Source organism: Eudoraea sp. (assembly GCF_049665975.1).
Lineage (GTDB): Bacteria > Bacteroidota > Bacteroidia > Flavobacteriales > Flavobacteriaceae > Eudoraea.
In genome coordinates this window covers 1-3,189 of record NZ_JBATGR010000247.1, presented here as the reverse complement: position 1 = coordinate 3,189, position 3,189 = coordinate 1, and the positions used below count along the sequence as shown (strand labels likewise).

Genomic DNA, 3,189 nt, shown 5'->3' with positions numbered 1-3,189 from the left:
GCACTATTTTGCAGATGGAAAAGGATTCGTTACACGTATCAATCAGATCTTAAAGGCTCAAAAAGTAGTCCTTTCTGATGAACTGGAAATGAAAGATGGCCGCATTTTAGAGCGAGACTATATCCCAATTTTCAGTGATGGTATTTACAAGGGGCATTTGTGGACCTATAATGATGTTACGATCAGGAAGAATTACAAGAAAAATCTTGAGATTCAAAAGGAGAAATATTGGAGCATTATCGCCAATATGAACCTTGGGCTAATAGAGGTTGACAATGCAGATGAAATTCAATTAGTGAATCAGAGTTTTTGCAATATGAGCGGGTATTCTGAGCAGGAATTAATTGGAAAAAAGGCAAGTGATACCCTTAAGCTGACCGAAAAGAATATAATCGTTGAAAAAGGAAAAGAACGGCTAAGGGGAAAATCGGATTCCTATGAGATACAGGTGTATACCAAATCTAATGAACTGCGCTACTGGCTTATCAGTGGTGCGCCCCGATATGATGAAACGGGGAAGGTGGTAGGTTCCATTGGGATTCACCTGGACATAACAGTACAGAAAAACCTGGAGCTACAGAAGGAAAAGCTGTTGCTAGAACTGGAAGCCAGTAATCAAGGACTTCAGGAATATGCGCATATTGTTTCTCATGACCTTAAATCGCCTTTGCGAAGCATCAGCACCTTGGCTACCTGGCTGCATGACGATTATAAAGAGATCATAGATGATACAGGTTTGTTCAACCTTCAAATGATGCAGGAAAAAGTGGAGGGGATGGATAAGCTCATTGATGGAATATTAAAATATTCAAGTATTAAAAGTGAACGTCTCGAAACAGCTTCCGTAGACTTAAATCAGGTGGTGAATGATATACGGGAGATCATTTATACTCCAAAACATGTTAATGTCATCATCATGACGCCCCTTCCCACACTACAGGCGGATGCTACCAAAATGCATCAGCTTTTTCAAAACCTGATCAGCAATGCTGTTACCAATATTGATAAGGAAGAGGGCCTGGTAGTTATTGATGTAAAGGAAAATAAGACCCACTGGGAATTCTGTATTAAAGATAATGGCATTGGAATACCTAAAGAGTACCATAAAAAAATCTTTCAAATATTCCAGTCAATAGGAACGAAAGAAAGATCAACGGGTATCGGACTGTCTATCGTTAAAAAGATAGTAGATTTGTATGAAGGTAAGATTTGGTTAGACAGCAATGTGGGGGAGGGAACCACATTTTATTTCACCTTAAAGAAATGAGCATGGAAACCCCTAATCTTGAATATATAAAGCAATTGGCGGGCGACGATGTTGCATTTGAGCAAAAATTCATTGCCATTCTGAAGGACGAGTTCCCGGTTGAGAAAAAGGAATACGCCAAAACCCTCCAAGAAGGAAAAACAAAGGAAACAGCATTGATAGTCCATAAATTAAAACATAAATTAAACATCCTGGGACTGGAAAATGCCTATCGTCTTGCTGTTACCTACGAAGAGGAACTAAAAATGGAGAATACTGCGCTAAAAGAAGAATTTTCAAGTATTTTAGAGACCATAGAATCCTATTTAAAGACTATTTGAGACCATGAATTGTATAATCATAGATGATGAAGCAACTGCAAGAGCAATTGTAGCCCAATTGTGCACTTCCATTCCTGAGCTGGATGTCATTGAAGAGTTTTCGAATGCTATAGATGCCATTAAATTCCTTAACCAGCAAACAGTAGACCTTATATTCCTGGATATTCATATGCCCGGGTTTACGGGATTTGATTTTGTGCAAACCCTTAAAGATCCACCGAAGATTGTCCTTACCACCTCTGATACAAATTTTGCGATAGAGGCCTATGAATATGAAGCAATTGTGGATTATCTGGTTAAACCAATCACGCAAGAGCGGTTCACAAAGTCCATACAGAAAGTAAAGAATACCATCGCTCAGCAACCCTCCGAAACCAAGGGCGAGGGTAGCGCAAGCTCAGTAGGGGAAGAATTGTACATCAATATAGACCGGAGACTTATCAAACTGACCTTTGATGAGATTTTATTAATAGAAGCTAAAGGCGATTATATAGATATAAAGACTAACAAAGAGACACATAGGGTACACAACACCTTGAAAAAGATCAAAGAAAAACTCCCTGAAGAGCTTTTTCTGCAGATACACAGATCGTATATCATCAACTTTACGAAGATCATTGATATAGAAGACAACAGTGTGCTGATTGAAAAAAGCGTAATTCCCATAAGCCGGTCTAACCGCCCGGAACTCATGCGGAGGCTAAATTTGCTCTAACCGCTACAGCTTGGCTAACATCTTTTTATAGAATAGTGGGGTTTTTGTAAAATTCCACTTCAACCTACCCCCTATTTCCGTAAAGTTGAATCCGGTGGCCGTTGCGGAAGCAATGTTACTGTATTTCCCATAAATACTACCTATCACTCTTTTGGAGATCTGTTGATTAAGCCCTGCTTCCAACCTGAAAACCACTGACTGCGGGTCGTCCTCTACCTTTTGCAAACCTGTAGCACAGTTTAGAAGATAAGTGCTCTTTTCTGAAAAAGAGCCTCTTAGATCAGCAAAAACTTCAATGGCCTGATATTGATCCGGGCTAAAATAAATATCAGGTACCTGCTCTGCGAAGGACATGTACTGGTAGTTGACACCAACCTTAAAGGCTGGCTTTTTAAATACATTGTAATAAAGGGAGGTAAAAACAAGATTCCGGTTGTTGTCATCGGACTGCCTGGTATGCATGATTTGTGTATACCATCCAAGATTAAAGGTTGTATTGAGATTGTAATTTAAACCAAAATGGTTCATAACGATTTCGCGTTCAATTAGGTCGGCATTGAAATTCTGTACTTCCCTCTGATATCCTAGCTCTGCGTTTTGCAGTCGAAGAGGTTCTAATTGAAGTCGGAGATCCAAGATAGGTTGCGTATAGGTGCTGGTATCAAAACTGGCATTATTAAACCCCATTACCGCTTTCAAATTTGTTTTAGGGAGAAGTTTGTAGGTTGCCCCAGCCAATACAATATGAGAAAGAGCTTTTTTAGAAGTAATCGTATTTTCTGTAATCCTGTACTGATAAGTTACTGCAGCCCTGAACTTTGTTGAAAACGGAATCTCCCCGCTTAGCTGGCTCCCATATGCGATATTCTTTCCATTATCAAAAGTAT

Annotated in this window: 4 protein-coding genes; 3 read left to right on the top strand and 1 reads right to left on the bottom strand. The window is 39.4% G+C overall.

The features are described from left to right. The 3 genes from WBN20_RS09030 to WBN20_RS09020 all read left to right on the top strand — a co-directional run. Positions 1-1,267: PAS domain-containing sensor histidine kinase (locus WBN20_RS09030; RefSeq protein WP_424281450.1), on the top strand; the 1,267-nt coding region annotated here is incomplete at its 5' end. Between the two features lie 2 nt (positions 1,268-1,269). Then, positions 1,270-1,587: an Hpt domain-containing protein gene (locus WBN20_RS09025; RefSeq protein WP_424281449.1), complete on the top strand. Its 318-nt coding sequence runs from the start codon at positions 1,270-1,272 to the stop codon at positions 1,585-1,587. A gap of 4 nt (positions 1,588-1,591) precedes the next feature. Further along, complete coding sequence (locus WBN20_RS09020; RefSeq protein WP_424281448.1) at positions 1,592-2,302, top strand: LytR/AlgR family response regulator transcription factor; 711 nt, start codon at positions 1,592-1,594, stop codon at positions 2,300-2,302. 3 nt (positions 2,303-2,305) lie between these two features. On the opposite strand, the gene WBN20_RS09015 is transcribed toward WBN20_RS09020, so the two are convergent. Next, positions 2,306-3,189 (bottom strand): cellulose synthase subunit BcsC-related outer membrane protein (locus WBN20_RS09015; protein WP_424281447.1); only part of this gene is annotated, 884 nt, incomplete at its 5' end.